This window comes from Rahnella inusitata (assembly GCF_018288855.1).
GTDB lineage: Bacteria > Pseudomonadota > Gammaproteobacteria > Enterobacterales > Enterobacteriaceae > Rahnella > Rahnella inusitata.
This window is the reverse complement of the sequence record NZ_CP065024.1, coordinates 3,854,710-3,880,070: the sequence shown is the minus strand read 5'-3', so window position 1 is coordinate 3,880,070 and position 25,361 is coordinate 3,854,710. Positions and strand designations below refer to the sequence as shown.

Below are 25,361 nucleotides of genomic sequence, written 5' to 3'. Positions count from 1 at the left end.
GTGACGAACATCAGCAAACAAACAGAACGTCAGTAATCTGACAAAAAAATCCACTGAGAAGCGTTTCCCAGTGGCAGTACTGTCCAAAGAGGACGGAGCGAGTGTTAGAGTGTAGTTCTACGTCCAAGCACTTTACCTGCTCACATTGGATAAAACGTGGAGAAATAAAGGAGATAATGTAAAAAACCCCCTCCGTACACGGGGTTATGTTTCCTAAAATCTTCTACGCTTGGTGTGATCCTTTCCAAATAACACGACCGGAGTACGTTTGATGAATTTGAATTCGGTGTTTGCCCGCCGTCTGTATCTTTGCTGGTTGCTGGAAAATGAACAAAAACCTAACGTGCCGAAGTTGATGGAAATTACCGGATGGCCGCGCCGGACCTTACAGGACGTGCTTAAAGCGCTGCCGGGCATGGGCGTCGAACTCGACTTTGTGCAGCAGGGGATCCGCAATAATGACGGTTACTATCAGCTTTCCAGCTGGGGGCCGCTCGACAGGCAGTGGACTGAACGTCATCGTGAACAACTCCTTGAGGCGATTTCACAAGGATGAGGATAGCGGGGGGAGAATAATCCGGCTAAGATGACGGGCTTCTCTCACCACTTCTGAGCGGGGGCATTGAATGTCATCTCAAGACGATTGTTTCTTAAACCAGTCATCAAAGATCGAAAACGTCCAAAGCGAGCTGTTGTCTGACAACTGGTACGTTCTGCGTAAATTCTCCTACGATTTAATCAAGCGCAATGGCGAACGCCAGCCGCAAACCCGTGAAGTGTATGACCGGGGCAACGGCGCGACGATCCTGCTCTACAACAAAATCAAAAAAACCGTCCTGCTGATCAAACAGTTCCGTATGCCGACCTATGTCAACGGCAATGCCACCGGTATGCTGCTGGAAACCTGCGCTGGTCTGCTGGATAACGATTCGCCGGAAGACTGCATCCGTAAAGAGGCAATCGAAGAGACCGGTTTTGCGGTGGGTAAAGTCGATAAGCTGTTTGAGGCATACATGTCACCGGGCAGTGTCACGGAGATCGTTCACTTCTTCGCGGCGCAGTACGACGAATCACAGCGTCAGAACGCCGGTGGCGGGGTAGAGGATGAAGATATTGATGTTCTGGAAGTGCCGTTTGCCGAGGCGCTTGAGATGATCAAAGATGGCCGCATCAAAGACGGCAAAACCATCATGCTGTTGCAGCATGCGCAAATTCAGGGCTGGATGGCGTAACCGTTTTTGAAACACCAAAGTGATGAATGAAAAAGGCACCCGGGGGTGCCTTTAGTATTTTTGAGCGGGATAAACGTTTACTGAGCCGCTGCGACCGGCGCGCTGACTGCATGGCTTTTGATGGCTGACCATGGCAGAACCGACCATTCCGGACCTTCGCAGGATCGCAGAACGCGGGGGAATGACGGATCAAAATACAGCCCCTTCGGCGTGAAATACCACGCGGGGAACTGCCAGATCTCCGGCTGGGAGTAATCACAATCGTCATCACTCTCTTCGGTCGGTTTCTTCATTTCCTGCGGATAGGCCTCGGTCAGCTGTTTCACCAGCCACGGTGCCCATTTCTTGTCGCGGTACTCGGCGAACGTATCAAAATCCACATCATTTTTGCCGGTTGAGACGCCGTCTTCGGCATTGAGATAATGGAACGGCGCACCTTCTCCGACCCAGATCACATCTTCCAGCGTCAGCGATTCGGCGGTTTTAGCATTCATATTCACCGGCGCTTCACCAAAATCTGGATGCGCACCGCCACAGTCGTAAGACGTGAAAATACTGATGCTGACCACGTCATTGCTCAGGAATTTCGGCGTCACGGTCTGTAGATATTCACCTTTGCCGAACCGGCTGGCGCCCAGCATACACGCATGCCAGCCGCTGACTTCCTGCCACAGGCGGGCGCGCAGCTTTTGGTTGATCGCGTGCAGTTCAGATTCCGGATAACCCGAGGCAATTTCAAACAGTGTGATTTTGGATTGCGGCTCAGTCCACCACTGCAACTGATAGCCCATGAAGTTTTCGCTTTTACCGGCGGTCAGCTGCAGCCCGGAAAGGCGTAAAAACTCATAAGGCTCGGTGTGGGCCAGGGTAGCCAGCCAGGCATCATCCGCCGGTGAGGCGGGGATTTGCGCCGGTTGCAGTTTTACCGGCAGCGTTTTGCCCTGCGGATTGGTCCAGCTCCCTTGCCAGCCGCCTTTTTCATCTTTGGTCAGTGAAAGCTCAGGGCGCGGCGTATCGTCAAAATCATCCAGCCCTTCCTGAAGTTTGAGTTCCTGACCGTCCAGTGCGCCGTTTAACGGCAGGTCCAGACGGTATTTCTGATAAAAGTAGCGACCCGTGACTTCATCGGGTTTATTTAAGTCCAGCTCGACGACAATAGCGGTTTTACCCAGCGTGCCGGAGTAGACCACCGGCGGCTCTTCCGCCAGCGCAGGCAATGCCAGCAGGGCTATCAACCAAATCCACAACTTCATCTGTTTCTCCCGGAGAAATGAACATCATCCTTTACGCCATTATTTTTTGTTATAGGCAACGGCGTGCGAAAGCCAGTGTACTGAAAGTTTTGTTACGCCACCATGACGGGATTTCTTTATTGTTAAAAATTATGCGTGACTCAAAAACCAACCGGCCGAGGTATCTCTTTCTAATTTCGAATAAAAAAATGCTGCTTTGTTAGCAGTCTCACTGGTGAGGTTACGCTATTATCAGGAAGATAACTTCGAGAAGAGCTGAACCTCATAATGAGCAGATGGATAACCGCCCCTTTATGCCTGCTGGCCGGAGTGCTGGCCTTTAGCGCCCAGGCCGAGCCAATGCAGGCCATGTACAACGACTGGCAGGTAAGCTGCGACAACCTGAACCACTGCGCCGCGCGCAACAGTCAGGACGGGCAGGAGCTGGTGATGAAAATCACCCGCGAAGCCGGGCCGGAAGGCAAATCGACAATCAGTATTGATTACCAGCGCAACAGCGATGAGCAAAGCGCCGACGCGCCGATGGCTAACCGGTTACAGATGAACGGTAAAACGCTCAGTTTTAATCACCGCGAATGGGATGTCAGTAAAAAACACCTCTCCAGCAGTAACCGTCTGGTGGTCAACGACTTCATCGCCGCAATTCGCGAAGGCAGCAGCATTCAGCTGGCTGGCAAAGCCGATCCCGCGCAACCGGTCAGGCCGATGATTTCGCTCAAAGGCCTGAAAGCCGCTTTGCTGGTCATTGACGATCGGCAGGGCCGCGTCGGCACTAAAACCGCCTGGGCAAACCGTGGCAACAAGCCGGTGAGCACCGTGCCGCCCGCCCCGGTTGCGCCGGTGTTGCCGCGCTTTAGCGAACCGCACGCGCTCTCCGAGTCGGAGATCTCCGCCATAACGCAGAACGCCGCGACCACCATCGAGAACAACGATTGCAGCCTCGATCCTTCCGAACGCGAAGTGCATATTTTCGCCCTCAGCAATGATAAAGCGCTGATGACCGTTAACTGCGATATGGGGGCCTATAACCTGTTCGCATTGGGATTCCTGGTGTCACGACAGGCTCCTTACAAAATGGAGAACCTGACGCTCAATATGCCGTTCAAACTGGGCGACGACGAACAGTCACCCGAGCTGATTAACGCGGATTTCGACCCAAAAACCGGCATGCTGTCGACTTACGATAAAGGGCGCGGGATTGGCGACTGTGGCGTATCTTCGCGCTGGGTGTTTGACGGTAAAGCGTTCAGGCTGGCGGCGTTCGCCTCCGAACCGGCCTGCGATGGCTACAGCATCGGCGGGGAATGGCCGGTACTGTGGGTCACTCAGAATCCGTAACTTTCTTCAGGTCACAAAAATGCCCTGCAAGCATGACGCTTTCAGGGCATTTTCTTTTCTATCTTAAAGTGCTGTGAAGATTATTCAGCAGACGCTTTAACGACGACCGTGTTGCTGGCAAATTCGACCTGCTGGTCGGCAACAATTTTGCAGCGTCTGCGGGTTTCGACTTTACCGTTGACCTTTACCTGGCCTTCGCTAATGACGGATTTCGCGCTACCGCCGCTGTCACACCAGCCCATAAATTTGAGCAGGTCGCAGAGTTCAACGTGCGGGTGCTTTTCGAGAAAAAAAGTTTCCATGTATTCCTGACTTTGTTTGGTACGAATGAATTAAGACTTAGTGGCGCTGATGTCGTGATATTCCTCACACGCCTGCAAGGTATTTTGAATCAGCGTCGCGACCGTCATCGGGCCAACTCCGCCCGGCACCGGTGTGATAAAGGAAGCGCGCTCAGCGGCGGCATCATATTCCACATCGCCGACAACTTTACCACTTTCCAGACGGTTAATACCGACATCAATAACAATCGCGCCCGGTTTAATCCATTCACCCGGAATAAAGCCCGGTTTACCGACGGCTACTACCACCAGATCGGCGTTTTCGACGTGATGACGCAGATTTTTGGTGAAGCGGTGCGTTACGGTCGTCGTACAACCGGCCAGCAGCAGCTCCATGCTCATCGGACGGCCCACAATGTTGGATGCGCCAATCACCACCGCATTCAGCCCGAAGGTATCAATGCCGTAGCGTTCGAGCAGGGTAACGATGCCACGCGGTGTGCAAGGGCGCAGGGTAGGCGCACGCTGACACAGACGGCCAACGTTATAAGGATGGAACCCGTCGACGTCTTTATCCGGATGAATGCTTTCCAAAACCTTGATGTTATCGATACCTGCTGGCAGCGGAAGCTGTACTAAAATACCGTCGATTTCGCCGTCGTTATTCAGTTGGTCGATGAGTTTGAGCAGTTCGCCTTCCGTGGTGGTGGCAGGCAAATCATACGAGCGGGAGATAAACCCGACTTCTTCGCACGAGCGGCGTTTGCTGGCGACATAAATCTGCGAAGCAGGATTTTCACCCACCAGCACCACGGCCAGGCCAGGGGCGCGTTTACCTTCCGCCAGTCGTTGTTGAACACGCGCTGCAACTTCGTTTCTGACTTGCTGCGCAATCGTTTTACCGTCAATAATCTTTGCTGCCATCAGGGAGTAAATCCATCAATTAATAAATGCAGGGGATGCGCCTATTTTGTCAGAAGCGGCGGGCGCTGTCAGGCGTTGAATGCGAATAACTTTGCTGAAGATTCACTGAGACAGTCTCCTTAAAAGTGTCTATTTTAGAAACAGGGCTTTTTGAATCATAAGGAAGGGAAACAATGACACGTAAAGTAGGGATTATCGGCGCAGGCCACGTGGGCGCAGACGTTGCATTTTCTTTGGTCACACAGGGTTTGTGCGACGTGATTGTTCTGCTGGATGAAGATGAGAGGAAAGCCGCCAGTCAGGCGCTGGAGTTGCGTGACATGGCTTCGCTGACCGCCTCGCGCGTGAAAGTAATCGCCAATGATTACAGCGAGTTGCAAGACGCCAACGTGCTGGTGATTGCCGTTGGCCCAAAAACGTTACTCCGTGAAGACCGCCTCGAAGAGTTAGCAGAGACCCGCGCCGCGGTGCGTGACATCATTCCCCGCGTGATCGGCAGCGGCTTTGGGGGTGTTATCGTCAATATCACCAATCCGTGCGACGTCATCACTCAGATTATTCAGCAGACCAGCGGTTTCCTGCATTCTCAGGTCTTCGGCACCGGCACGTCGCTTGACACCGCGCGCATGAAACGCGTTGTCGGCGAGTTCTTCGATATCGACCCGAAAAGCGTCACCGGCTACGTGATGGGCGAACACGGCGAATCACAGTTTGTCGCCTGGAGCACCGTCACGCTCGGCGGGCGTCCGGTCTCCGAGGTGGCGGGCAACCGTGACGTAGATTGGGCTAAAATGAATGACGCCGTGCGTGGCGGCGGCTGGGAAATTCTGCAAGGCAAAGGCTGGACCAGCTTCGGCATCGCTACCGCGACGGCACGTCTGGTGGACGCGATTTTGTCCGATGCGCACAGCGTGTATCCGGTTTCTGCTTGGGATGAAGCCCTGAACGTTTATATCGGCCAGCCTGCGGTTATCGGCAAGCACGGCATCGTGCAGACCCTGCAACCGGAGCTGACCGCCTACGAAGGCGTGGCCTATCATGCCTCGGCACGCGTAATTGCTGCGGCGCTTAAGTCAGAGAAATAAAGTACACACCCACATCCTGCCGCAGGGCAGCCGGGAAGAACGTCAAATTGTTCACGCATTAAGCAGAGAGATCGAAAGCCATTGACTCAACCCGGTCTGCCCGTATAATCCGAACCCGCAACGCTCCCGAATCGGGACAGCAATGCGCCCTTAGCTCAGTTGGATAGAGCAACGGCCTTCTAAGCCGTAGGTCACAGGTTCGAGCCCTGTAGGGCGTACCACCATTACTTATTTTAACGTCTCCCAAAGTCCACTAATCCCTCTAGTACCAAGGCTTTCAGCCATATCCCATTATCTCAACGTCTATTGCCATCCATTGAAATCAACATGTAAATGGGGGTATAAATGGGGGTATCCTCAGGTTCAATGAAGTGAGATACCCCCAATTGAAACTCAACGCCCGTCAGGTCGATACTGCCAAGCCTAAAGATAAACCTTACAAGCTCAGTGATGGCGGTGGCCTGTACCTCTTGGTCAATACTAACGGGTCACGCTATTGGCGCCTCAAATACCGGATAAACGGAAAAGAGAAACTGCTTTCCATTGGAGTTTATCCAGACGTTCCTCTGGCTGCTGCGAGATCAAAACGTGATGAGGCTAAACGAACCCTAGCTGCCGGCGGTGATCCGGGGCAGGAAAAACAGGCTGAGAAACAGTCGAGAAAGGTTAGCGTTGAAAACACCTTTGAATCCCTAGCCAGGGAATGGCACGCCTATAAAAAACCGAACTGGTCTAAAGGTTACTCTGAGGACCTCATGGAATCCTTCGAGAACGATATCTTCCCTTATGTCGGAAAACGTCCTGTAGCTGAAATCAAGCCGCTTGAAGTCCTCGATGCGCTGCGTAAGTTAGAAAAGCGTGGTGTTTTAGACAAAATGCGCAAGATCCGTCAGGCATGCAGTCAGACCTTCAGATATGCCATCGTGACTGGCAGGGCAGAAAATAATCCTGCTGGTGATCTAGCTGGTGCATTAGCTGTCCAAAAACATCAGCACTATCCCCATCTATTAGCCTCAGAGCTCCCTGATTTTCTCCGATCACTCAATGAATACCCCGGCAGTCAAATCACACTAAGGGCTACTAAGCTGCTTCTTCTGACCGGCGTCCGTACTATTGAATTACGCGCTGCCGAATGGGCTGAGTTCGATCTCCAGAACGATATCTGGGAAGTACCAGCATCTAGAATGAAGATGAAGCGGCCGCATCTGGTTCCGCTTTCGAAGCAAGTAAAAGAACTCCTGCTAGAAATTCAAGACATCACCGGTCGGTTTAAATTAGTTTTCCCCGGGCGCAATGACAGCCTTAAGCCGATGAGTGAAGCCAGTATTAACCAGGTGATTAAACGCATCGGCTATCGTGGCAAAGCTACTGGTCACGGTTTCCGTCACTCCATGAGCACCATTCTGCACGAACAGGGCTATAACACTGCCTGGATCGAACTCCAGCTCGCTCACGTCGATAAGAACAGCATCAGGGGCACCTATAACCATGCGCAGTACCTTGAGGCTCGTAGAGAGATGCTGCAGTGGTATGCCGATTACATGGACGCACTGGAACGTTCGTAGGGCAGCCAGCCAGAAAAGAGATTCATTTATACAGCTCTCTCACATGAGAGAAAAGTAGGTAGGTTCAGTCGGTTCAGTAGGTTCAATATTTTAATTTAATGATTTATAAGATATTTTATTGAGATTTTGAACCGACCGTGAACCGACTTTCGACCATTTGAACCTACCTTGTTGTGTCATTGCTCAAACGGCCATGTTGCTCGCATAACCGTGGCTGAATGCTGGACGAGTATACAGTGGTGTTTTATAGTAGACCCCAAGAGACACAAAAAAATTTACGATGGGTAAATTGGTAAATATTACACCTTTCGAAAATTAAATTAATGAGGTGGCAATATGAATAAAAAAATACTTATTACTAATAAGGAAATAGAGGATTCACTTTCAACTAGATTCAATGTTGATGAATTTTTGAGAGAAACTTTTAAGGATATGGACACTGAAGAATTCTCCGACTCAGAAGAGTTAGCTGCAGTAGATGCAGAACAAATTCTCTCAAAAGATCGTGAGTATACTGATATAGAGAAAAGAATCTATGCATCTGCGAAAGATTTGTGTAATGAGTTTTCAATATCAGAGGAAATATACCTCCCTGTCCTTATACTATTTGTATTAGCCGTTGCTAAAAGAAGAGAGCATGAGGCTAGGACTCATTTGAGTACTTTTTTTTCATCTTTAATACATGCTAATTTATTAAGCAAAGCGCCAGTATTAATTGGTGGTATGGGGGGAAGACCTGAACATACTAGAAAACCTGAAGCACTCGAGATTGCTAAAAATGAATGGGAGAATTATCCAACGAAGTCTCAAGATAACGTTACAAATTTCATTTATGCAAAGTTAAGTGAAAAATATACAGATGCCCCATCTATTTCAGCTATAAAAGGCTGGCTGAGGACATCTGGTCTTAGGCCCGGCTCGAAAAAAAAGTAAACTAACTTGTATAGAAACCATTCAACATACAATAACCGGTTTCTATACTCAAATACCTCTTTGTGAGTTTATTAAGGGGTTTAAATTGCAGAATATATATTAGATTTATCTAAACTCACCCTATGTACAACGTCCATCAACGGATAACAACACACATAGGGGTAGATATGTCTCAGTCGTTAATTAGGCTTTCAGAGGTTCAGCGTCGCTGCGGATACGGCAAGGCATGGATCTATAAATTAATCTCTCAAAATCAATTCCCTAAACCAATTAAAATTGGAATTCGCTCCATTGCCTTCGTTGAAAGCGAAATTGACGAATGGATCAACCAGCGCATTGCAGAATCCCGCAAGGGTGTCGCCTGATAAATACCGGGTGTTCATTACTTGCGAGAGTTTGCGACTCGATTCGTTCATCATCTAGATGCCGTCGCGACAGCTACTAAAAGCTTAAACGGAGAATAACCAATGAAACTGAAAAATATTCCCCTTCATGGGGCAGCCCAAACTCACCCAGAATTCGGCGCTGACGAATTTACACATGTAGCTGAACCAACTATGAGCAGCATGGAAATGGTTGATTATATCAATGCCGACCGCCAATCGAAGTCAGAAGCTGAAGGGTTTTCCTTTCCTTGCAAGAAGTATCGCAAGTTGCGGCATGACAGCTTGATGCAGAAAGTGCCGAAAGTATTGGGCGAAAACCAATCTCCAAAATTTTCTGGAGATCATATAGATGAGAAAGGACGTACTTATCCGTGCTTCCGCTTCCCTAAACGTGAAGCCTGTCTGATGGCTATGAGTTACAGCTACGAGTTACAGGCCAAAGTGTACGACTACATGGAGGAATTGGATCGCCAATCACATGGCTATCTCAACTACACCGTGCAGGAACTGCAGGATATTGTTGCTGGCGCGCGTAAACACTCAGATGATGATTCAAGTGACGCAGGACGCCGTCTCCGCAAGCGCCAGGACGATTTAGTATTGTTGGATAAAGCCGAGAAACTGGTTGATAGTCTGGGGCAAATTAATCTGGATTTTATCGGTAGCGGCAAGGTGGGGGAGTCTTACTAATGGCCACTCTTAACCGCGTAGCAAGTTTACGCAAAGAAAAAGGCAGTGTTCGCAGCGCTGCCTTTTGGGGAATTTACTCAGCCAACTACGAAAGTTTCGTAGTTAATATCTCAACCTACAAAAATTTCGTAGGTCAGTCTTCTGACGATTCCTTAGCTTTCTTGCATTGCCGCCGTTCTAGCTCGACATGCGCAATATCGACCATTGCACGTATATCTGCGCCAGCTCTGGCTCCGATTTCCTCGATTTTGGTCAGCGCGGTCAAAGCTTCATCTAAGTTGGACAGTAATTTATCTTCAACGCTTTCTTTGAGCAGGCGTCGAGCTATTTCATTCTGCATTGCATTAGTGATGAAAGAGCCAGATGTTTCGTCGAATTCTTTGACTAGTTCCATTTCTTCGATCACCTCATGGGGGATGCGGATTGAAATCTGTTTCGACTTGCTGTTTATCGTATTCGAAGCCATCACCAAACCTCTCTTATTTAAGTGTGATTCATTATACATGGAAAAGAATCACATAAAAGGCTTGACCTGTGATTCACTTGAATTTAAATTGAATCACACGTTTGATTTGCTATTGTCCACAAATGACAACGCCCTCCAGTGCTCGAACACTAAGAGGGCGCCTATCCACAATGTAACGGAGACTTACACTATGGCATTACAACATAGTACCCAAACTCGCCCCGAGAAAAAATACCTTTGGCGATTTCTTGCCCTAAATCGCTCAGATATGAGCGCAAAACCTTGTCGCATTTCGGTTGAAGCACTAACTGAGCACGATGCTCGTCGGGTTCTTGCACCGTTCCACATCCTCTCTTTGTCTGCTCGCCTGTCTGCACAGGGGGTGTGCAATGTCTAAAACCAAAACGCCTTTAGCACCTTTGCACCTCGATCTCTTGGATAACATGAATCGCATCTCGTCTTATCTGGACACAGCCATGTTCCTAGTTGGTCACGATGAAACTCATGCGCTTGGTATCGAGTTGATGGAACTGGCGCTGGTCGTCATTAAAAAAGCCAACGATGCCCATGACTTTGCTAAAGGAGAGCCAGCCAATGCGTAATCTTTCTGCAAAACGAGCTGCTGGAAAAATGGAGCGTAAAACTTACGACGTCCCAACGGATCCTCAGCTCTACGCAATCATGACCGCTGAACTGTTGGCATGTGCGCACCAGTTAGCAATCAACAACGATAGCAGCACCAATCACTGGATTGAGGCTTTACTGTCGGTTGCCGCAGAACGAGCCAAAGACTTAGCTGATATGTTGGAAGACGGGGAGGTTACTAATGGCTAAGAAAACTGAACTGGCGCTCGTGAACGCCAAAGACTTGCAGGTTATCGAGTATCGCGGTCAGCGTGTGGTGACCACCGAGCAGTTGGCCGCTGGGTATGGGGCAACGGAGAAGATGATCAACAATAACTTCTCACGAAACCAAAATCGCTTTATCGAGGGTAAACATTATTTCGATGTTGAAGGCGAGGAACTTCAGACTTTGAAGAACTTACCCTCTTTAAGAGGGGTAGTCGATAAGCGCACCCCACGCCTGAAGCTTTGGACTGAGCGCGGTGCGGCCAACCATTCGAAAATGCTTGAAACCGATCAGGCGTGGGATTACTACAACGATCTGACCGAGTTCTACTTTAGCCGCCGTGAGCAGTTGTCATTACCAACCGATCTCAGTCGTCTCGAAATCCTCCAGATGGCGATCGACTCTGAACAGGGGCGGCTGGTCGAGAAAGAGCGTGCCGATGAAGCTGAGCGAACAAAAGCCGAGATTGGTAGCCGGCGGGAAGCGACAGCTATGGCTTCAGCTTCAGCAGCTGTGCGCAAATCGAAGCAACTTGCTGAACGTCTGGGCGAGCACGAGAAACATGCCACAGTAAAAGCGGTGAAGAAAATCACTGATATCGAATACCCATGGCGGCCGCTCAGAAAATGGTGCAAAGAAAATGGAATTTCTCCGAGTGAAGTGCCTGATCAGCAGTTTGGTTTTGTGAAATCTTGGCCTCGCGAAGCCTGGTTAGCTGAGCATGGTGTGGATCTGCGTAACTTGTTCGGGGGTGAGGCATGAGTCATATCGAGAATATTTTAGGCCGCAGTGACATGCACAAAGAAGAAACCGAATCACTGAAGAATATTCGCATGCACTCAGAAGCGGCTTATGAAGGCTTGATTTCTGGTTTGGGGGCCATTGGCAATATCGCGTTTTGGGCTTGTGACAATAAGAACTATAGCGATGACATGGCGCGTTCTGACTTACACGCACTGGGTGAAATGTTGATGTATGTTCCCGGTATTACCGCAGCGTTGAAATTTAATGCAGAAGAGGCAGATTTTAATATCAAGGAGCGAGAGCAGAAAAAGAAACGCTAACGCAAAATATTAATTAGCCACTCTCAATAAATTTATTACCGACTCTGGTCGGGGGATCCCCTCGGCCTGAATTCGGGAAGGAGCATATATGAATAACTCTCTTGAATTAAATCGTAATCGCATCGCCGGAGCATTTTTAGAGTATTGCAAGCGCCTCAGCGGCGGACACCCTGTGTGCACAGTGAAGATAAAACGTAAGCAGGTGATCCTCGGTGAACTGAGCACCGACGCTGTGTGCCGCTGCCTGAAGGACTGTTTTGAAGCACAGTGCAATAAAGAGTACGGACAGGCTAGCAGCATTGAACTCCTGACTTCAACCTATTCCGGCATGTTGAGTAAAGACAATAGCAAGCTGACGCAGGAGGGCATTGAGTTTATGGCGGACATTATGAGCAATGCCGTGGAAATAGCCCTGACGCATCCTAAAAATAATTCTCTCGGTCTGGAGATGTATTAATGACAGCCAACGTAATTATACGCGATGTAATACGTTCAACCTCTGGTCGCTGGAGAGAGATTTATGAGTCATTGGGCATTAATGTCCCACGAACAGCGGGTGTTCATGGGCCGTGCCCAGCCTGTGGGGGCAAAGACCGATTCCGGTTTGATGATCAGGAAGGAAGGGGTACGCATTTCTGTAACCAATGTGGCGCCGGTGATGGTCTGGATCTAATCACAAAGGCGAAGACCTGTTCTGCATCTGAAGCGGCGGTGATGGTAGCTGAAGTTCTTTCATTGCCTATGCGAACCGTGCCCGTCGTCACTAAAACGGTGACAACTGATGTCACTGCAAAAGTGACAAAACTGCTTAAAGACTGTTCCCGCGGCGAGTCACATTACCTCGCTAAAAAGGGGCTTCCAAGCCCCTTCGATGCCCTTTTAGATGATGGCTCGATGGTGATCCTGCTTCGCGATATGCACGGTGCCGTGACTGGTGCACAGATTATCAAGCCGTCTGGAGAAAAGAGACTGCTGGCAGGAACCAAAAAGAAAGGGTCTTTTGTCGCACCTTTGCCACTTCCTGAGCAGGTTGAATCGGTGGTGATCACTGAAGGTTACGCCACCAGCGCTACGACCGGATTGCTGATGCTGGATGCACTTTTTGTTGCATCGATTGACGCCGGTAATTTGTTGCCGGTCGCGCAGTTGTTCCGTGAAAAATACCCAGAAGCTCGGATCATTATTGCCGGGGATAACGACTGGCATGAGCCCGGTGAGGTTGATGAGCAGGGTAAACCGAAAGTGAATACCGGCAAACTGTCAGCAGAAAAGGCGGCTCTCGCAATCAACGGTTGGGTGACTTTGCCACCGGGTGAAATTAAAGCCGATTGGGATGATCATCGCCAACAACATGGGCTTGAAGCCGCCAAGCAGGCTTTTATCAGCGGCCTGTATCAACCTGAGAGTGGAAGCGAGAAAGTATTGCTGACCGTCATCGAAGGTGGAAAACGTACAGCCAAAGATGACCTCAAGCCTTATGTCGATGGTCGCCGCGGTGGTTTGTACTGGATTGAACCGAAACTGGATAAAGACAGCGGCGAGGTGAACGAGAAAGAAGCGTGGCTTTCCTCTTACGTGGAAGTTGTCGGAGTCGGAGAAGATGATGCAGAGCGTTACCTCATTCTTGCCTGGACGCCAGAGGGCAGTAATACGCAGCGGACTGAGGCTATTCCGCTGCGTGATATCGGTGAGCGCGAAGGATGGGCCAAGCTCAAAGCTGGTGGAATGCTCATTACTTCTAAAAGCGGATTGAAGGCCATTCTTGCCGACCACTTACAGCGCAGCGGTAAGCGTGAGATGTGGGCAATTGCCAGCGCCAGCGGGTGGCAGTGCGGCGCTTATATCATGCCCGACGGTGAGGTGTTGGGATGTCCTGAGAAACCGGTTCTGTTCAACGGGCGTTCTGCCGCTGCGCGGGGATATACGGTTAAAGGAACGGTGGATAGTTGGCGCGATAGTGTTGCGAAACTCGCACAGGGCAATCCTTCCATGATGTTGGGTATCGCCTGTGCGCTGGCGGCACCACTGATTGGTATTGCTGGCGCTGATGGGTTTGGTGTTCACCTGTTTGGTGGTTCATCGGCGGGTAAAACCACGACAGGTAATGCCGCCAGCACTGTTTATGGTGAGCCTGATGCGCTCAAGCTGACGTGGTACTCGACGGCGCTGGGGCTGGTGAACGAGGCGGCGGCGCATAACGATGGTTTTATGCCGCTGGATGAAATTGGGCAGGGTAGCAATCGCCGGGCTGTTGCTGATGCCGCTTACGCACTTTTCAACGGCGTCGGGAAAATTCAGGGTGCCAAAGAAGGTGGCAACCGTGATGTGAAACGCTGGCGCGCGATGGCGTTCAGTACTGGCGAAATCGATATGGAAAGCTACATCCGCGCTGATGGCGGCAAGATTAATGCAGGTCAGCTGGTGCGCCTGCTGAACGTGCCAATCACCAAAGCAACGGAATATCACGGTTACGCCGATGGTAAAACTCACGCTGATGCGATGCGTGACGCCTGTAAGCAGAACTATGGCGCCGTCGGGCGGGCGTGGATCAACCAACTTGCGAGCCAGAAAAAGCCTGCTGTCGATACTGTCCGCACTGCCGAGCGCCGGTGGTTGGGGCTGCTGCCTGAGGAAGCCAGCGAACAGGTGCGGCGCGTTGCTTCACGTTTTGCCGTTCTTGAAGGTGCCTTGTTACTTTCCCAGCAACTCACCGGATGGAGCGAGCAGGAAAGTCGTGACGCTCTGCAGCATAGCTTTAACGCTTGGGTAAATGAGTTTGGCATGGGCAACCGTGAGAATAAAGCATGGGTAGAACAGGCTGTGGCATTCCTACAGCAATTTGGCTACAGCCGCTACTTACCTCATCCCCACACTGACCCTCGTGATTTACCGATCCCTAAACTTGCTGGTTATCGGGAGAAAAAGGATGGATTTGAAACCCTTGTCTTCCACACATACCCCTCTGTATTTCGTGACGAAATCGCTGCGGGTGCTAACCCAGTTGCCTTTGCTCAGGTGCTGGCTGAGGCCGGAATGCTGGATAAACCTGCCAAAGGAATAAGCAAAAAGACTCTCAGAATTGACGGGAAGCAGCCGCGCTTCGTGGTTCTTATGATGCCAGATGATGCCGAGGAATAACTCATGACAGCACATATTGCAGCACATGGCCGACTGGTGGCAGATATCCAGACCAAGACAACCAGCGGTGGCTCATCGATGGCGCTCGGACGAATGGCAGTCGCGCTACCGTGTCGTGATGCGGAAGACGGACAGTTAACTTTCTGGCTGGCCGTTACAGCTTTCGGAAAGCAGGCTGACTTCCTGGCAAAACACAGCAAAGGCGACCTTATCAGCGTTTCAGGTTCGATGAACATCAGCCAGTGGACTGGCAGTGATGGTCAGTTGAATACCGGGTATCAGGTGCTGGCCGATTCCGTTATTAGCGCCAGAACGGTGCGCAGCGGCGTTAAGCGTCCGTAATTAAGATGGCGGCCTGAGTGCCGCCTTTAACCATCTGAATACAGGGTGTGCAAATGACTCAAGAGCAGAAAGACGAAGTCCTGCGCCTCAAGCGCCAAGGGAAGGGCTACAAAACGATTTCTAAACTCACCGGTATCAATGTCAATACGGTAAAAACGACCTGTCGCCGTTCAGGGCTGTTTCGGGACAATCCTAAACACAGGGTGCTCTTTACTATTGCGGAACAGAAATACATTACAGCCCTCGCGATCCCTAAACCGTTGCCGCCTCAGCGTTCTGTCACTGGCGACAAACAAACCGATGCTTATCTGTGGGTACTGGAAGTGATCAAGACTGGCGAGCCTGCCCATATTGCCGTAGGAGAGGATGCGCTTAAAAAACTGACCATCACACCGAAGCAGGCGCAGGAGACTTATAGCCGATACCTGCAACAGGGTGGTGCGGGGTGGACTGCCATATTTTCAACTATGTGGATGGACAACCCGCAGCATTATATTGATGCGTCTAAGGAGCAATATATCAAAGCGGGTTCAGTTCGGGGGATTTTTGGCAGCCTTCAAACAGCTTTTGAACCTGTGGGAGCAGAGGTGCGTATTGAGGCGGTATACGGTAAATATCAGGATATTTATTGCGATTATATGAAGAAAGGGCCGGGTGAATTTGTTTTTACAGATGTGTTGCCCGAGCCATTCACTTTAAGTGATGTCGTAAGGGAGATCCTGTATTGGGATTGGCTGTACTCGATGCGAAGCAGCGCTTACAAAGAGCTATACCCAGATGAGAACTTATATGAGGATACCCACCTTTGGGATCGGGAGCGTTATCTTGACGGTCTTTTAGAAACGATAAAACCGCTTACCCGTGGTGAAGCTCTGGACGTGCTTAAGTGGTACCTGAAATATCCGCGTTTTCAAGACATGAATGCGGACAGTGATGAGGTGTATCTCAACCTGATAGGCATGCATGAAGTTGCGTAATTACTGGTTGTTTTATTGTTTCAAAATACGCAATGAAATCGAATTGTGTTGCGTTTTATGCAATAATTAATGCATCAAAAACAGCCTCCCGGTGGTCGACTGATGAAACTCGAAAACGCACTGAAGCAGTTCAACCCTAAAACCCAGAGAGGATATATTCATGCGTGACATTCAACTGGTATTGGAACGATGGGGCGTCTGGGCTTCGCAAGAAGGGTCTCAGGTTGATTGGTCTCCCATCTCTGGTGGTTTTAAATCATTACTTCCTAAAGAGGGCAGATCGCGGCCATCCTGCTGTGACAATGATGGAAGCATTGTTGATACGGCTGTCGGTATGCTGCGTAAGGCTGGCCGACAAGATGAGCTGGATTTGGTGATGCTGCATTACATGTATGATGTTTCTAAATCAACAATCGCCCGCTGGAAGAAATGTTCAGAGGGCAAAATACGGAACCAATTGATGATTGCCGAAACATTTGTTGATGCTTGCATCATGATGACTGGTGTCAGGCTTGAAATGGATGATTGGACACATAAAAGCGAATTTAAAAAAGTTGCTTGAAGGGCTATTCGTTACGAATTTTAGGCATTATTCTGCTAAGAGTGGTTAATTAGTTATTTATCGAACAGGTCTTTTAGAGCCCCGGAAGTCTAATGGGGCTTTTTATGCTCTACTTTTTGACTAGTACCGCGTACCCATCGCTGAAATCTTCAACTTTGTACTTTCTTAGTTTCTTCAGTGCAGCTAAAGAACCCGCAGAGGTTGTGATTGAAAGCGCTGCGAGTGCTGCAGGCCATCCTATTGCTGCTACAGCAGCGGGTGCCAACAGAAACTCAGCTGTTGAACTAGCTCCTCCTGTTGCAGGGACTAATGCCAAAGCTGCGAAAGATAAACTTACAGCCCCGAATGCAATAGCCCAAGACACGGCTCCAGATGAGACTAGTTTTATTGTACCTTTCGTTATATCTCCATGTACCTCAATTGTATTTGCACCACCAAGCAGAGCTTTAATAAGCTCTTTAAAAGTACTGGCCTGTTCCATCAATATCTTCCTATTTCATTGAAAAAAATTGTTTGTAAAATTCAAAATGGCTTTTTTGATAAATCTTTAAATGTCAATTGATGAGATTACATCAGTTAAAAGCTCTTTTATGGATTATCTTCTCAAAGATGAGTTCAAGAGCCATGTATATACGGGGCTTCCTACAATGAAAAATTAGTCGTCTTTACTCATCTTGGCAGCGGCAGCGGCAACAGCAGCGCTTATGAGTACTCCTGTAGCGGCAGAAATAACAGTTCCAGCCCCATCAGCTAGAGTTTTAGTGCAGGCTGGGCACAATTCTTCATCATATGCGCTCCCTCCTTTTGTGTAGTCATCACAGCCTGGTGTTCTGCAAGTAAAGACAATTCCTTTGCATGTCGGGCATTCGCATTTATCTCTACGGATTATGTTTTCTTCGATGATTACTGGAGAGACTTTTTCCCTGCAATGCGGACAGATCCCGGGGTGTTTCGTTGGCATGATATCTCCTTATTATCTGAATAGTAATTATACACAGAGATAATCGGCATTTAACTAAATAACTTGAATAAAAAATTACCTTAAGTCAGCTAGTTTGGCTGCTTCCCCAAATTTAGAGCCCGACCAATCAGTCACCTCATCCTCATGAAACCATGCGGTCGCGGCTCTATTTCCTATGGCCATTTAAACACAGCCCATTCAACTAATGGGAGGTGGGATAAATGAAAATGATCCCAGAAAAAGTCGCTTCCGGTCTGTCCTACTGCACGTCAGCGGGACTCATCTGCGCTGGCAGCTTTAGTGACTGGTTACGGCATTTAGACTGGAACCAGATCGCCATTGTCGGCGGTTTCATTATCGGTATTGCCACCTACATCACTGGCGCTTATTTCGACTGGCGCCGCACCCGAGCTTATGAGCGCGGAGTGGATGCCGGGATAATCAACCAACCGCCTGAAAAGCGCAGTCTCTTTAAGAAAACTGAGGACTGAGCATGGCAAAACTGAAAACAAAGCTCAGTGCATCAATGCTGGCGCTGATTGCTGCTGGCGCCTCGGCCCCCGGCTCTGATGGGGCAATTTCAGGCGGAGAAAGAAGGCACAAGCCTCATTGCCTACCCTGATCAGGGCGGCGTCTGGACAATCTGCGGCGGCGTGACCTATGTGAATGGAAAGCCTGTACTCAAGGGCATGAAACTAACGCGGGCGCAGTGCGATGTCATCGACAAAGCAGAGCAAGCCAAAGCGCTGGCGTGGGTTGATAAAAACATTCACGTTCCACTTACTCCTCCCCAGAAAGTCGGTATCGCTTCCTTCTGCCCGTGGAACATCGGCCCGGGGAAATGCTTCCCTTCGACGTTCTACCGCAAAATTAACGCTGGTGATCGCCTCGGAGCATGCGCAGAGATTAAACGCTGGATCTGGGACGGTGGGAAAGATTGCCGAATTCGTGCGAACAACTGCGCTGGTCAGGTCATCAGGCGTGCCCAAGAGAGCGAACTGACATGCTGGGGGCTGGATAGATGACAATGAAAGCATGGATTGTTGTCGGCGTAGAACTTATGCTTTCGGCGATGCTTGTTTATATCCTGCTCGGTGAGGTGAGTAAGCAAAGCGCCCGGGCTGATAAAGCAGCGTCTCTCGCACAACAGAGGCAAGACACTATTGACGACATGCAAATGCGTCAGCGTGATGTTGCAGCCCTTGATGCGAAATACACTGGAGAACTGGCAGATGCTAAAGCCACTATTGAAATGCTGCGGGATGATGTTTCTGCTGGTCGTAAGCGGTTGCAACTCAATGCAAGATGCCCCTCTTCGGACAAACCCCCGGCACCCCCGGCGTGGATGATGTCGGCAGCGCCAGACTTACTGACGCCGCTCAACGGGATTATTTCACCCTCAGAGAACGAATCGAAACAGCCGGAAAGCAAATAGCTGGTTTACAGGAATACATAAGCAACATTTGCTTGAAGTAAAAGCAAAAAATTTCATAGCCTCGCATTGCCCGGTTTATTGGTTAAGACTGCGAAACTCTTTGTAAAAAATAATGCAGGCGGTAATTAAATTTACTATTTGGATGATGACGATAGTGATTTCCTTGACTTCATTAATGCTCATATAACCTCCAGTAATGTTTCAGCATCCAAATGGTGCTGTTCTTTTGTGAGTGAAAATAAACCTGCTTCTGCAGGTGGGAGTCTTCTCCCTTCTATACTGGGTGGTTATTCAAAGCTGGCTGCGTTAGACATGAGCAGCACTTCCCTACAGTGAGTTGTATTGGCCTACGGTCGTTTCTATTGGAGGTTATATTGTAGTGGCATAGTGAATTTGGCCACCTGAATAGAGGTGATATCATCACCTCATAGTCAAAACAGGTGACATTATGACCGGACGTAACAGACGCAATTTTAGCCCCGAGTTTCGCCTCGAAGCCGCCCAGCTTGTACTCGATCAGCATTACACCGTTGCCGCCGCTGCCACGGCAATGAATGTCGGTAAATCCACGATGGACAAGTGGGTCCGGCAGTTGAAAGAAGAGCGAGGGGGGAAATCACCCATAGCTTCACCAATGACACCTGAGCAGATTGAGATACGTGAGTTGAAGAAAAGACTCCAACGCGTTGAAATGGAAAGGGATATATTAAAAAAGGCTACCGCGCTCTTGATGTCAGACTCCCTGAACAGTTCTCATTAGTTGAGAAACTCAGGGCGCGGTTTCCTGTTGCCGTTGTGTGCAACGTGTTTGGGGTTCATCGCAGCAGCTATAAATACTGGCGGCAGCCAAAGAAGCCTGATGCCGCACGCGTGGCATTACTGGGCCTTGTTCGTGAAAGCTATCGCGAAAGTAATGGTTCCGCAGGTGCACGTAATATTGCCGCGATGGTCACCACCAAAGGCGTAAAACTGAGCCGCTGGCGGGCAACAAAGCTGATGAAAGAACTTAATCTCATCAGCTGTCAGCAGCCTGGCCATCGATATAAGAAGGCGTCTAAGGAACACGTAGAGATACCTAATTATCTGGAACGCCAGTTTGCAGTAACAGAGCCTAATCAGGTCTGGTGCGGTGATGTGACTTATATCTGGACAGGTAAGCGCTGGGCTTATTTAGCCATTGTGCTTGATCTGTTTTCCCGTAAACCGGTTGGCTGGGCGATGTCATTTTTCCCTGATTCCGCACTGACAGGTAAAGCCCTGTCGATGGCCTGGGAAGCACGGGGAAAACCGGCTAATTTACTGTATCACTCGGATCAAGGCAGTCACTATACCAGCAGGAATTTCAGACAGTTACTGTGGAGATATCAGATAAAGCAAAGCCTGAGTCGCCGGGGAAATTGCTGGGATAACAGTCCAATGGAACGGTTCTTCAGAAGCCTGAAAACAGAGTGGGTACCGGATAATGGCTACGCGAATTTTAGCGAAGCCAGCACGGCAATAACGAATTACATCACAGGATATTACAGCCAGCTCAGACCTCATCAATATAATGGTGGTTTGACGCCGAATGAATCAGAACGATTGTTCTGGAAAAACTCTAAAGCTGTGGCCAGTTTTTGTTGACCACTACACTATGTTCGCTCAATGAGGAAGTTTTAGGGCGTAAAAAAGCCCTCGCGAACGAAGGCCAGTGAATTATCACAAAATTTAGTTTCGGAACGAGAGTGATGCTCCCGAAAGCATAATAGTAGCTCTTGAAAATTTGGCTTATGAAATATGGTTTAGTAATTAAAGAAATTTCCCCGTTTTTGAATAGCAAAAAAAGCCCGCGTTAACGGCGGGCAAAAATCAAAGGTATCAACATTACTTGCACTTCAGGACGGTAGTCATAACGTCCGTTTCTGATCCCTTCCCAATATTGATGCCAGGATAAATCAGAGATCCGGGTCTGTTTGATCCCTTCCCAATATTGATGCCAGGATAAATCAGAGATCCGGGTCTGTTGATCCCTTCCCAATATTGATGCCAGGATAAATCAGAGATCCGGGTCTGTTTGCAGGCTTCGGACAAATTCTTCCGGAGTCTGGTTATTTAATGAGGAATGTGGCCGGTACTGGTTATATTCCTGCCGCCAGTGCTCGATCTTCTCCTGAGCATCTTCCAGTGACAGGAACCAGTGCACATTCAAACACTCATCGCGCAGGCTCCCGTTGAATGACTCGACCAGAGCATTATCTGTCGGTCTGCCGGGCCGTGAGAAGTCCATTGTCACCTTATTTTCGTATGCCCAACGGTCAAGCGCTTTAGAGATAAATTCGCTGCCATTATCCGTCTGCAACCGGTGTGGTATACGGTGCTGCATTTGTTTCAGGCGCTCCATAACAGCCACCACATCCTCTCCGCGCAGCCCCTGACCAACTTCGATCGCCAGGCATTCACGACTAAAATTATCCACTACAGTTAGGGCACGTATCCGACGCCCGTTGAACAGATTATCAGCAACAAAATCCATGCTCCAGCACTGATCTAATGCGGTCACTTCTGGACGGGCGTGTCGGTGCCTGGCTGTAACATGCCTGAGTGGGCGTTTTGCTCGCAGATTCAGTCCTTCCTGACAGTAAATTCGGTGGGTTTTCTTGTGGTTGACTAACCAGCCTTCCCTGCGCAAAAGAATATGAATGCGCGGGCAACCATAGCGGATCCGTGTCTCCGCAATTTCTCTTATCCGGTGAGTCAGGGCCCTGTCATCACGACAACTGCGATAGAGGTATACCGTGCGACTCTGCATCATTAAACGGCAACCACGACGCAGCCCGATACGAAAGGCGTCCAGCAGGTAAGTCACCGCTTCACGCTTCTGAATGGGCCTCAGAACTTTTTTCGAATGACATCCTGGAGCATTTCCTTATCCAGACTGAGGTCCGCCACCAGACGCTTAAGCCGTTGGTTTTCGTCCTCAAGCTGCCGCAAACGGCGCAGTTCTGTTACGCCCATACCGCCAAATTTTTTCTTCCAGTTATAAAAAGTGGCTTCAGAAATACCCATCTTTCTGCACACTTCCTCCACCCGAGTGCCTGTTTCGGCCTGTTTAAGGGCGAATGCTATCTGTTCTTCAGTATAACGGGTCTTTTTCATGGTTGATATGCCTCTCAGTGAGATGAAAGAAAGACCGGATACTTTAGTTTAGGCTGGCACTGTTTTCAGGGAGGAGATCAATACCGACAGACAGCCACATATTATTTTTTCCCGTCAATAGACGAGACAGTAAAATGCTTAAACCGACGAGAATAACAAGCACTACCATCCAGCGTGACAGTCGTGGTGGGGTGGATCTGATGCAGGTTTTAGGAATATTTTTTAAATCTACGGCCATATCTTTTTTCTTGTATGAGAAAACTATGGGGAGTTAAATGGCAGAGGCAGGTAATGATTTATAGGTAACAGTATTTCCCTATGCCTTACATTTATTTCGCCCCTGAGTTTATTCAAAAGTAATGTAGAAGTTACCGTGATTTATTATTTACGCGGCATTGTCTTCAGTCAGTTTAGATAAAATATTTTTCATGGCTGTCGAAACATAGTCGCGATCTCCCTCAAGCCAAGCCTTACGCAGTGTACAGGTCTTATCCACATCAGGTGTTTGTATGTGTAACTTAAAGAGGCGGTTATCCATATGCGTGACTTTGACATTATTATACGGGGCGCGGTAGGTTTCGGAATATAGACCAGGGGTAATGATTAACTCTTTTTTTGACAAACCGATGACAATCCGGTTTTTAAGGCGGAAACCATTAACCAGAGCCAGCACGCCAGCCCCTACCAAAATTCCACCGGTTCCGAGACCCATGGCCATTATCGCCCCTCCGAGCACAATAAACACTACGCCATTAATAAAGAACGGGGTTGTTTTGAAGTATAGTTTCAAGCTTTCATTCGTCTCTACGTTTTCATCCCCATTTCCTTCTGTAGGTGTATTTGAACCTGGCTTTTCCTCAGTATTTATATTTTCCTCTTCTTCTGAAGAGGGAAATATAGCCATACCCTGATTAGATTTTTTTCATAACTAGACATGTAACCCATGAAAAATACCAAACCAATAGGCATCATGAAGAATGCGCCAATGCCTGCGATAATCCGCCCTGCTTTAGGCGCTCTAAATAATAACCCAATGCTTGCAATTTGCATAATCAACGCAACAATGAATAACGGGAGTATAATAGACCATAACCGGTTTGAACTGTCATAATCGTAGTCGCCCGGCGCCACAGATAAATTAAGCCAAGCAATGCATGTAATGAATATATTAACAAGCAGACCGATCCAAAGTATTAAGCTTATTTTTTTCATGTAAAATTCCTTTTTAGATAAATAAAAAATTGTTTATTTATAATGACGCGGCACAGTTTTACGTGTCGGTTTGAGCAGAATAATTGTAAGAGAAGCAATTCCAGTTGCCGATGCAAACCGGTTTAAGGCGCAGTGGTTGATTCCAGTTCCATCTCCGCAGGCCACTGGTCAGCTTTGCGCGGTCGCCAGTCGTCCGGGCGGCCAGGGCTGTCAGGTTCTGCAACAACCTGGTCGTGCTGCATATACACGCAGAGATAACTCCAGATCTGGCACAACTGTTCCCGCGAGCTTCGCTCTTTGGCGATAAGAAAGCGGGTGACAACTTTATTAGTGCCGGGCTCGCAGACGGAACCAAAAAGCTGGTAACCCGAGTCATAACGGGTGCTGGAATAGCGAATTTCCCCATGCACGTCGGCCCAGTTGTAGGAGCGGATGGTGACCGGCCATTTCAGCCAGGGGAAGAATGTATGTTTGTATTCGTAGATATAGATTTTTTGTCTTTTGCGATTCAAACGGAAGGGCTGGTCGCGGGGCTGGACAAAATACATTTTTAGGCAAAAAAGAGTCAGGCAAAAGAAAATAAATGCCCCCCCTAATCCTATAACAGTCATCACATAATCATCGTACCCTCCTTGTATGACAAAACCAAAAGCCCCCACGCCAATACCAAGAGTGAACATTAAAATTGCACTCGCAAGCATTCCCCCCCAGGAAACCTCCGTGCTATACCGAGGTATTTCCAGAAAGGTGTCGTTGAGTGTAGTGAGCCAGTGCAGTTGTGGTGGCACCAACTGTGGCTCATGGTTCTCCGGCATATCTTCCCGCCAGCAGGAAATTGGAGGGTTGAGCTTTGGTTTCGATTCATTAAATGAGGTAAGTAGCATGTTAGCGCAATCCTTTGGGGTTAGGTGTCCAGTTGGGTGGTAAGTTGCAGACTGTCATCCTGCTGGGTTTTGTCCGGCCAGTAGGTTACGACCAGTTCAGCGCCGGTAAAGCGGGTGGTATTGAGCGGAAACTCGCCGTCAAGCTGTACCCCGTGCTGAGTGTTGGCTGTTGTCAGAGACCAGGTTTCAGCCAGAGAAGTAACAGACGCTTTATCAGTAATGGGTGGCGGTATAACTGCTACATTCATCGCAGAGCCAAACCTAATTGGCGTTGTTTGGTATGTCTGCGGTGTCGGTGGCGTGAGCCCGGCCAGTTTCGTGGCCGAGGCGCTGCGTGCCAGCAATAAGCGCTCACCGCCGCCGATGGCGGTCAGCTCAACCAGCCAGTCAGAGCCCGCTGGGTTACAATCCGCCAGCGTCACCCGTGCCGCCACCATCCGGTTACCCAGTAGACGGGTGCTGCTCATCAACTCGGTGGCCCAGTCGCCACTCAACTGCGCTGACATACCGCTGGCGATGATATGCAACTGCGTCATCGCCTCCTGCATATCGGCAAGGCTTTTCTTGTGCCACATAGGTTTTTTAGTGTCCGATTTATGATCATCACCAAAACAGGTTTGCGACAGCCAGTGCTCCAGCGGGGAACGG

Annotated in this window: 31 protein-coding genes, 1 tRNA gene and 2 pseudogenes; 23 read left to right on the top strand and 11 right to left on the bottom strand. The window is 49.2% G+C overall.

Going from position 1 to position 25,361, the window contains the following annotated elements:
• Nucleotides 1-271: 271 nt before the first annotated feature.
• Nucleotides 272-556 carry a winged helix-turn-helix domain-containing protein gene (locus I2123_RS18230; protein ID WP_112168613.1) on the top strand — a complete coding sequence of 95 codons (285 nt, stop codon included), beginning with the start codon at nt 272-274 and terminating at the stop codon, nt 554-556.
• A 70-nt stretch (nt 557-626) separates the two neighbouring features.
• Nucleotides 627-1,232, top strand: a complete 606-nt coding sequence (gene nudK / locus I2123_RS18225) for a GDP-mannose pyrophosphatase NudK (protein ID WP_112168612.1) — start codon at nt 627-629, stop codon at nt 1,230-1,232.
• 77 nt (nt 1,233-1,309) lie between these two features.
• On the opposite strand, the gene I2123_RS18220 is transcribed toward nudK, so the two are convergent.
• A complete protein-coding gene (locus I2123_RS18220; protein ID WP_213051207.1) occupies nt 1,310-2,485 on the bottom strand; it encodes a hypothetical protein in 1,176 nt (391 codons plus the stop codon).
• Nucleotides 2,486-2,752: 267 nt separating this feature from the next.
• Between I2123_RS18220 and I2123_RS18215 the strand changes: the two genes are divergently transcribed.
• Nucleotides 2,753-3,823 carry a DUF1176 domain-containing protein gene (locus I2123_RS18215; RefSeq protein WP_213051206.1) on the top strand — a complete coding sequence of 357 codons (1,071 nt, stop codon included), beginning with the start codon at nt 2,753-2,755 and terminating at the stop codon, nt 3,821-3,823.
• 80 nt (nt 3,824-3,903) lie between these two features.
• On the opposite strand, the gene ybcJ is transcribed toward I2123_RS18215, so the two are convergent.
• On the bottom strand, nt 3,904-4,125 hold the full coding sequence (gene ybcJ / locus I2123_RS18210) for a ribosome-associated protein YbcJ (protein WP_112164341.1): 222 nt from the start codon (nt 4,123-4,125) through the stop codon (nt 3,904-3,906).
• A gap of 30 nt (nt 4,126-4,155) precedes the next feature.
• On the bottom strand, nt 4,156-5,028 hold the full coding sequence (gene folD / locus I2123_RS18205) for a bifunctional methylenetetrahydrofolate dehydrogenase/methenyltetrahydrofolate cyclohydrolase FolD (RefSeq protein ID WP_112164342.1): 873 nt from the start codon (nt 5,026-5,028) through the stop codon (nt 4,156-4,158).
• Nucleotides 5,029-5,201: 173 nt separating this feature from the next.
• Between folD and I2123_RS18200 the strand changes: the two genes are divergently transcribed.
• The 6 genes from I2123_RS18200 (at nt 5,202) to I2123_RS18175 (ending at nt 9,687) form a co-directional block, all read left to right on the top strand.
• Nucleotides 5,202-6,113: an L-lactate dehydrogenase gene (locus I2123_RS18200; RefSeq protein WP_213051205.1), complete on the top strand. Its 912-nt coding sequence runs from the start codon at nt 5,202-5,204 to the stop codon at nt 6,111-6,113.
• Between the two features lie 144 nt (nt 6,114-6,257).
• Nucleotides 6,258-6,334, top strand: a tRNA-Arg gene (locus I2123_RS18195).
• A 165-nt stretch (nt 6,335-6,499) separates the two neighbouring features.
• Nucleotides 6,500-7,678, top strand: coding sequence for a tyrosine-type recombinase/integrase (locus tag I2123_RS18190; protein ID WP_213051204.1), 1,179 nt, complete (start codon nt 6,500-6,502; stop codon nt 7,676-7,678).
• 336 nt (nt 7,679-8,014) lie between these two features.
• Complete coding sequence (locus I2123_RS18185; RefSeq protein WP_213051203.1) at nt 8,015-8,611, top strand: hypothetical protein; 597 nt, start codon at nt 8,015-8,017, stop codon at nt 8,609-8,611.
• Between the two features lie 167 nt (nt 8,612-8,778).
• Nucleotides 8,779-8,976 (top strand): helix-turn-helix transcriptional regulator, encoded by a 198-nt coding sequence (locus I2123_RS18180; protein ID WP_213051202.1) that lies wholly within the window; start codon nt 8,779-8,781, stop codon nt 8,974-8,976.
• A gap of 102 nt (nt 8,977-9,078) precedes the next feature.
• On the top strand, nt 9,079-9,687 hold the full coding sequence (locus I2123_RS18175) for a Rha family transcriptional regulator (protein WP_420834341.1): 609 nt from the start codon (nt 9,079-9,081) through the stop codon (nt 9,685-9,687).
• Between the two features lie 133 nt (nt 9,688-9,820).
• On the opposite strand, the gene I2123_RS18170 is transcribed toward I2123_RS18175, so the two are convergent.
• On the bottom strand, nt 9,821-10,153 hold the full coding sequence (locus I2123_RS18170; protein ID WP_213051201.1) for a YlcI/YnfO family protein: 333 nt from the start codon (nt 10,151-10,153) through the stop codon (nt 9,821-9,823).
• Between I2123_RS18170 and I2123_RS25740 the strand changes: the two genes are divergently transcribed.
• From I2123_RS25740 to I2123_RS18120, 10 genes are all read left to right on the top strand, one after another.
• On the top strand, nt 10,038-10,550 hold the full coding sequence (locus tag I2123_RS25740; protein ID WP_338053225.1) for a host cell division inhibitor Icd-like protein: 513 nt from the start codon (nt 10,038-10,040) through the stop codon (nt 10,548-10,550). The genes I2123_RS18170 and I2123_RS25740 overlap by 116 nt on opposite strands.
• Entirely contained in the window at nt 10,543-10,755 is a 213-nt protein-coding gene (locus I2123_RS18160) for a hypothetical protein (protein WP_213051199.1), read from the top strand. Before I2123_RS25740 ends, I2123_RS18160 begins: the two co-directional genes overlap by 8 nt.
• The gene (locus tag I2123_RS18155; protein WP_213051198.1) at nt 10,748-10,987 is read left to right on the top strand and encodes a hypothetical protein; all 240 of its coding nucleotides are present in this window, start codon (nt 10,748-10,750) and stop codon (nt 10,985-10,987) included. Before I2123_RS18160 ends, I2123_RS18155 begins: the two co-directional genes overlap by 8 nt.
• Entirely contained in the window at nt 10,980-11,765 is a 786-nt protein-coding gene (locus tag I2123_RS18150) for an ORF6N domain-containing protein (RefSeq protein WP_213051197.1), read from the top strand. The genes I2123_RS18155 and I2123_RS18150 overlap by 8 nt, the downstream gene beginning before the upstream one ends.
• On the top strand, nt 11,762-12,067 hold the full coding sequence (locus I2123_RS18145) for a hypothetical protein (RefSeq protein WP_213051196.1): 306 nt from the start codon (nt 11,762-11,764) through the stop codon (nt 12,065-12,067). The genes I2123_RS18150 and I2123_RS18145 overlap by 4 nt, the downstream gene beginning before the upstream one ends.
• Before the next feature lie 88 nt (nt 12,068-12,155).
• The gene (locus I2123_RS18140) at nt 12,156-12,524 is read left to right on the top strand and encodes a hypothetical protein (RefSeq protein WP_213051195.1); all 369 of its coding nucleotides are present in this window, start codon (nt 12,156-12,158) and stop codon (nt 12,522-12,524) included.
• Complete coding sequence (locus tag I2123_RS18135; protein WP_213051194.1) at nt 12,524-15,205, top strand: TOPRIM and DUF927 domain-containing protein; 2,682 nt, start codon at nt 12,524-12,526, stop codon at nt 15,203-15,205. Before I2123_RS18140 ends, I2123_RS18135 begins: the two co-directional genes overlap by 1 nt.
• A 3-nt stretch (nt 15,206-15,208) precedes the next feature.
• Entirely contained in the window at nt 15,209-15,547 is a 339-nt protein-coding gene (locus I2123_RS18130) for a single-stranded DNA-binding protein (RefSeq protein WP_213051193.1), read from the top strand.
• A gap of 53 nt (nt 15,548-15,600) precedes the next feature.
• Nucleotides 15,601-16,524, top strand: a complete 924-nt coding sequence (locus I2123_RS18125; RefSeq protein ID WP_213051192.1) for a hypothetical protein — start codon at nt 15,601-15,603, stop codon at nt 16,522-16,524.
• 160 nt (nt 16,525-16,684) lie between these two features.
• Nucleotides 16,685-17,086, top strand: coding sequence for an antiterminator Q family protein (locus I2123_RS18120; protein WP_213051191.1), 402 nt, complete (start codon nt 16,685-16,687; stop codon nt 17,084-17,086).
• Nucleotides 17,087-17,195: 109 nt separating this feature from the next.
• Here the strand turns inward: I2123_RS18120 and I2123_RS18115 are convergent, their stop codons facing one another.
• Nucleotides 17,196-17,567, bottom strand: coding sequence for a hypothetical protein (locus I2123_RS18115; protein ID WP_213051190.1), 372 nt, complete (start codon nt 17,565-17,567; stop codon nt 17,196-17,198).
• Between the two features lie 174 nt (nt 17,568-17,741).
• The gene (locus I2123_RS18110; protein WP_213051189.1) at nt 17,742-18,047 is read right to left on the bottom strand and encodes a hypothetical protein; all 306 of its coding nucleotides are present in this window, start codon (nt 18,045-18,047) and stop codon (nt 17,742-17,744) included.
• 221 nt (nt 18,048-18,268) lie between these two features.
• On the opposite strand from I2123_RS18110, the gene I2123_RS18105 reads away from it, so the two are divergent.
• The 4 genes and pseudogenes from I2123_RS18105 to I2123_RS18090 all read left to right on the top strand — a co-directional run bounded on the left by I2123_RS18105 (nt 18,269) and on the right by I2123_RS18090 (nt 21,105).
• Nucleotides 18,269-18,538, top strand: coding sequence for a phage holin (locus I2123_RS18105; RefSeq protein WP_213051188.1), 270 nt, complete (start codon nt 18,269-18,271; stop codon nt 18,536-18,538).
• A gap of 2 nt (nt 18,539-18,540) precedes the next feature.
• A pseudogene (locus tag I2123_RS18100) lies at nt 18,541-19,072 on the top strand (lysozyme).
• Between the two features lie 47 nt (nt 19,073-19,119).
• Nucleotides 19,120-19,523, top strand: a pseudogene (locus I2123_RS25810) (lysis protein).
• 407 nt (nt 19,524-19,930) lie between these two features.
• Nucleotides 19,931-21,105 (top strand): IS3 family transposase gene (locus I2123_RS18090; protein ID WP_112169525.1). Its coding sequence is split into 2 segments (ribosomal slippage): nt 19,931-20,189 and nt 20,189-21,105, totalling 1,176 coding nucleotides; the frame shifts between segments, so codons are not numbered across the junction.
• Nucleotides 21,106-21,517: 412 nt separating this feature from the next.
• Here the strand turns inward: I2123_RS18090 and I2123_RS18085 are convergent.
• From I2123_RS18085 to I2123_RS18065, 5 genes are all read right to left on the bottom strand, one after another.
• A protein-coding gene (locus tag I2123_RS18085) for an IS3 family transposase (protein WP_213051187.1) occupies nt 21,518-22,617 on the bottom strand; the annotation gives its coding sequence in 2 pieces (ribosomal slippage) (nt 21,518-22,356 and nt 22,356-22,617; 1,101 coding nt in all).
• A gap of 385 nt (nt 22,618-23,002) precedes the next feature.
• On the bottom strand, nt 23,003-23,521 hold the full coding sequence (locus I2123_RS18080; protein ID WP_213051186.1) for a hypothetical protein: 519 nt from the start codon (nt 23,519-23,521) through the stop codon (nt 23,003-23,005).
• A complete protein-coding gene (locus I2123_RS18075; protein WP_213051185.1) occupies nt 23,482-23,829 on the bottom strand; it encodes a hypothetical protein in 348 nt (115 codons plus the stop codon). Before I2123_RS18075 ends, I2123_RS18080 begins: the two co-directional genes overlap by 40 nt.
• 122 nt (nt 23,830-23,951) lie before the next feature.
• Nucleotides 23,952-24,713 (bottom strand): DUF6708 domain-containing protein, encoded by a 762-nt coding sequence (locus I2123_RS18070; protein ID WP_213051184.1) that lies wholly within the window; start codon nt 24,711-24,713, stop codon nt 23,952-23,954.
• A gap of 20 nt (nt 24,714-24,733) precedes the next feature.
• Nucleotides 24,734-25,288 carry a hypothetical protein gene (locus I2123_RS18065; RefSeq protein ID WP_213051183.1) on the bottom strand — a complete coding sequence of 185 codons (555 nt, stop codon included), beginning with the start codon at nt 25,286-25,288 and terminating at the stop codon, nt 24,734-24,736.
• Between the last annotated feature and the right edge of the window lie 73 nt (nt 25,289-25,361).

Coding starts and splice junctions, on each gene's coding strand:
- I2123_RS18175 (WP_420834341.1), top strand. CDS start 9,079: ATGAAACTGAAAAATATTCCCCTTCATGGGGCAGCCCAAACTCACCCA.
- I2123_RS18120 (WP_213051191.1), top strand. CDS start 16,685: ATGCGTGACATTCAACTGGTATTGGAACGATGGGGCGTCTGGGCTTCG.
- nudK (WP_112168612.1), top strand. CDS start 627: ATGTCATCTCAAGACGATTGTTTCTTAAACCAGTCATCAAAGATCGAA.
- I2123_RS18080 (WP_213051186.1), bottom strand. CDS start 23,521: ATGGCTATATTTCCCTCTTCAGAAGAAGAGGAAAATATAAATACTGAG.
- I2123_RS18155 (WP_213051198.1), top strand. CDS start 10,748: ATGCGTAATCTTTCTGCAAAACGAGCTGCTGGAAAAATGGAGCGTAAA.
- I2123_RS25740 (WP_338053225.1), top strand. CDS start 10,038: ATGAAAGAGCCAGATGTTTCGTCGAATTCTTTGACTAGTTCCATTTCT.
- ybcJ (WP_112164341.1), bottom strand. CDS start 4,125: ATGGAAACTTTTTTTCTCGAAAAGCACCCGCACGTTGAACTCTGCGAC.
- folD (WP_112164342.1), bottom strand. CDS start 5,028: ATGGCAGCAAAGATTATTGACGGTAAAACGATTGCGCAGCAAGTCAGA.
- I2123_RS18220 (WP_213051207.1), bottom strand. CDS start 2,485: ATGAAGTTGTGGATTTGGTTGATAGCCCTGCTGGCATTGCCTGCGCTG.
- I2123_RS18070 (WP_213051184.1), bottom strand. CDS start 24,713: ATGCTACTTACCTCATTTAATGAATCGAAACCAAAGCTCAACCCTCCA.
- I2123_RS18105 (WP_213051188.1), top strand. CDS start 18,269: ATGAAAATGATCCCAGAAAAAGTCGCTTCCGGTCTGTCCTACTGCACG.
- I2123_RS18075 (WP_213051185.1), bottom strand. CDS start 23,829: ATGAAAAAAATAAGCTTAATACTTTGGATCGGTCTGCTTGTTAATATA.
- I2123_RS18200 (WP_213051205.1), top strand. CDS start 5,202: ATGACACGTAAAGTAGGGATTATCGGCGCAGGCCACGTGGGCGCAGAC.
- I2123_RS18145 (WP_213051196.1), top strand. CDS start 11,762: ATGAGTCATATCGAGAATATTTTAGGCCGCAGTGACATGCACAAAGAA.
- I2123_RS18170 (WP_213051201.1), bottom strand. CDS start 10,153: ATGGCTTCGAATACGATAAACAGCAAGTCGAAACAGATTTCAATCCGC.
- I2123_RS18065 (WP_213051183.1), bottom strand. CDS start 25,288: ATGTGGCACAAGAAAAGCCTTGCCGATATGCAGGAGGCGATGACGCAG.
- I2123_RS18135 (WP_213051194.1), top strand. CDS start 12,524: ATGACAGCCAACGTAATTATACGCGATGTAATACGTTCAACCTCTGGT.
- I2123_RS18215 (WP_213051206.1), top strand. CDS start 2,753: ATGAGCAGATGGATAACCGCCCCTTTATGCCTGCTGGCCGGAGTGCTG.
- I2123_RS18150 (WP_213051197.1), top strand. CDS start 10,980: ATGGCTAAGAAAACTGAACTGGCGCTCGTGAACGCCAAAGACTTGCAG.
- I2123_RS18180 (WP_213051202.1), top strand. CDS start 8,779: ATGTCTCAGTCGTTAATTAGGCTTTCAGAGGTTCAGCGTCGCTGCGGA.
- I2123_RS18125 (WP_213051192.1), top strand. CDS start 15,601: ATGACTCAAGAGCAGAAAGACGAAGTCCTGCGCCTCAAGCGCCAAGGG.
- I2123_RS18115 (WP_213051190.1), bottom strand. CDS start 17,567: ATGGAACAGGCCAGTACTTTTAAAGAGCTTATTAAAGCTCTGCTTGGT.
- I2123_RS18130 (WP_213051193.1), top strand. CDS start 15,209: ATGACAGCACATATTGCAGCACATGGCCGACTGGTGGCAGATATCCAG.
- I2123_RS18160 (WP_213051199.1), top strand. CDS start 10,543: ATGTCTAAAACCAAAACGCCTTTAGCACCTTTGCACCTCGATCTCTTG.
- I2123_RS18140 (WP_213051195.1), top strand. CDS start 12,156: ATGAATAACTCTCTTGAATTAAATCGTAATCGCATCGCCGGAGCATTT.
- I2123_RS18110 (WP_213051189.1), bottom strand. CDS start 18,047: ATGCCAACGAAACACCCCGGGATCTGTCCGCATTGCAGGGAAAAAGTC.
- I2123_RS18185 (WP_213051203.1), top strand. CDS start 8,015: ATGAATAAAAAAATACTTATTACTAATAAGGAAATAGAGGATTCACTT.
- I2123_RS18230 (WP_112168613.1), top strand. CDS start 272: ATGAATTTGAATTCGGTGTTTGCCCGCCGTCTGTATCTTTGCTGGTTG.